The organism is Streptomyces sp. NPDC093109 (assembly GCF_040701725.1).
In the GTDB taxonomy this organism is placed as follows: domain Bacteria; phylum Actinomycetota; class Actinomycetes; order Streptomycetales; family Streptomycetaceae; genus Streptomyces.
Genome location: NZ_JBFBEZ010000114.1, coordinates 1 through 1,840, shown reverse-complemented (window position 1 = coordinate 1,840; position 1,840 = coordinate 1). Strand labels below are relative to the sequence as shown.

1 protein-coding gene is annotated in these 1,840 nt (G+C 70.3%); it reads left to right on the top strand.

Annotated features, from left to right (window positions below):
* The coding region (locus AB0389_RS37780) for a cell division protein FtsK (RefSeq protein ID WP_366400119.1) at positions 1 to 1,840 on the top strand (1,840 nt) is incomplete at both ends.

Here is a 1,840-nt window from a genome sequence, read left to right as displayed (position 1 = left end):
GACGACGACGCGCCCATGGCGGCGGTGGCGGTCGACAACCCGAAGCTTCCCGAGCCCGGTGTCACCACCGAGAAGCGCAAGCCCGTCCTCGCCGGATGGCTGACCAACCGACGCGACTTCACCGCGACCACCCGCCACGCCGCCACGAACCTCGGTTACGCATCGCTGTTCCACGGTGTGCGCCTGCCCGTCTACGCCGCCCGCCTCACCGCCATGGCCCCGCGCGGCACCTGCCGGTTCGTCGTCACCACCAACCGGTGGGTGTGGGACCGCGAAGCCGCACCCCTGCGCGACTACGCCGTGCGCACCGAGGACGTCGAGGAGTACATGCGCCTGTCCCGGCTCCGCGCCGGACGGGTACGGCTGCGCGGCCTGGTCACCCTGGTCGCCGCCGTGTTCGGACTCTCCTTCGCCCTCTGGCTCTACGTCCTGGCCCCCGCGTTCCTGTACGCGTTCGCTGCCGGCGGGGTGCTGCTCCTCGGCACGGCCGGACAGCAGCCGGACGCCCCGGTCGTCGGCCCGGCCGTGCTGAAGACGGAGGTGCAGAAGCTCACCGGGTCGATCGTGCTGCGCGGGCTGGACAGCATCGGCAACGCAAAGGTGTCCGCCGCCATCAAAAAGGGCGGAGACATGAACGGCATGCGCTTCACGTCCGAGATCGTGCGCGACGGCCCCGGCTACCGCGCCGACCTCGACCTCCCCTACGGCATCACCCCCGAGGACATCATGGAGGCCCGCAAGCCGTTGGCGTCCGGGCTGCGGCGCAAGGTCGGCTGCGTGTGGCCCTCCCCCGACCCCACCGAGCACGAGGGCCGGTTGGTGCTGTGGGTGGGGGACAAGCCCATGAACGAGACCACCAAGCCCGCGTGGCCGCTCGCCAGGACGGGTCAGGTGGACCTGTTCAAGCCGGTCGTGTTCGGCAACGACCAGCGCATGCGCGACGTCGCCGTCACCCTCATGTTCGCCTCCGTCGTCGTCGGATCGATCCCCCGCATGGGCAAGACGTTCCTGATGCGCCTGTTCCTCCTCATCGCCGCACTGGACCCGCGCGCCGAACTCCACGCGTTCGACTTCAAGGGAACCGGCGACTTCGGCGCCCTCGAACCCGTCTGCCACCGCTACCGCGCCGGCGAGGAAGACGAGGACATCGAGTACGTCGTCCACGCCCTGCGGGAGCTGAAGGAGGAGCTGCGGCGCCGCGCGAAGGTCATCAAGGGCCTGCCCACCTCCCGGTGCCCGGAGTCGAAGGTCACCCCCGCACTCGCCGGTGACAAGACCCTCGGACTGCACCCGATCGTCGCCGGATTCGACGAATGCCAAGTCCCCTTCGAGCACGAGGAGTACGGCAAGGAGATCGAAGCGATCTGCACCGACCTCGTCAAGCGCGGCCCCGCGCTCGGCATCGTCGCCCTGTTCGGCACCCAGCGCCCCGACGCGAAGTCCCTGCCCACCGGCATCAGCGCCAACGCCGTCCTGCGGTTCTGCCTCAAGGTCATGGGCCAGCCCGCCAACGACATGGTCCTCGGCACCTCGATGTACAAGGCGGGATACCGGGCCACGATGTTCTCCCGCACCGACCGGGGCATTTGCTGGATGGCCGGTGAAGGCGACGACCCCCGCATCGTCGCCTCCGCGTTCGTGGACGCGCCCGCGGCCGAACGCATCGCCGCCCGCGCCCGCAAGGTGCGCGAGGAGTACGGCAACGTCACCGGCCACGCCATCGGCCTCGGCCCGGAGAAGAGCAGCGGCGCGGACATCCTCACCGACGTCCTCGACGTCGTCCCCGCCGCCGAGAAGTCGGTGTGGTGCGAGCGGATCGCTGTGCGTCTCGCCGCCCACC